This is a genomic window from Agromyces indicus, assembly GCF_031432295.1.
Taxonomy (GTDB): Bacteria; Actinomycetota; Actinomycetes; order Actinomycetales; family Microbacteriaceae; genus Agromyces; species Agromyces indicus.
The window spans coordinates 1-551 of sequence record NZ_JAVKGS010000008.1 but is presented as its reverse complement, the minus strand read 5'-3'; the positions used below and the strand labels follow the sequence as shown (position 1 = coordinate 551).

Genomic DNA, 551 nt, shown 5'->3' with positions numbered 1-551 from the left:
GAGGAGGAGCGGATCTCCGGCATCATCGAGCGCGGCACGCCGAAGATGCCGAGGATCTCGTCGTCCCACTGCAGGGTCTCGAGGTCCATGAACAGCGTGCGGCTCGCGTTCGTGACATCCGTCGCGTGCACCCCGCCGTCGACCCCGCCGGTGAGGTTCCACAGCACCCACGTGTCGGTCGTGCCGAACAGCAGGTCGCCGGCCTCGGCCTTCTCGCGCGCGCCCTCGACGTTCTCGAGGATCCACACGATCTTGGTGCCCGAGAAGTAGGTCGCGAGCGGGAGCCCGACGTCCTGCTTGAAGCGCTCGACGCCGCCGTCGGCCGCGAGGCGGTCGACGATGGGCTGGGTGCGCGTGTCCTGCCAGACGATCGCGTTGTAGACGGGCTCGCCGGTGGTGCGATCCCAGACGACGGCGGTCTCGCGCTGGTTGGTGATGCCCACCGCGGCGATGTCGTGGCGGGTCAGGTCGGCCTTGCCGAGCGCCTGCCCGATGACCTCGCGGGTGTTCCGCCAGATCTCCATCGGGTCGTGCTCGACCCAGCCGGCCTT

General features: G+C 69.5%; 1 protein-coding gene. It reads right to left on the bottom strand.

The features are described 5' to 3' along the window. Positions 1-551, bottom strand: a 551-nt coding sequence (locus RH861_RS16315; protein WP_310521867.1) for an FGGY family carbohydrate kinase, incomplete at both ends; no start/stop codon positions are given.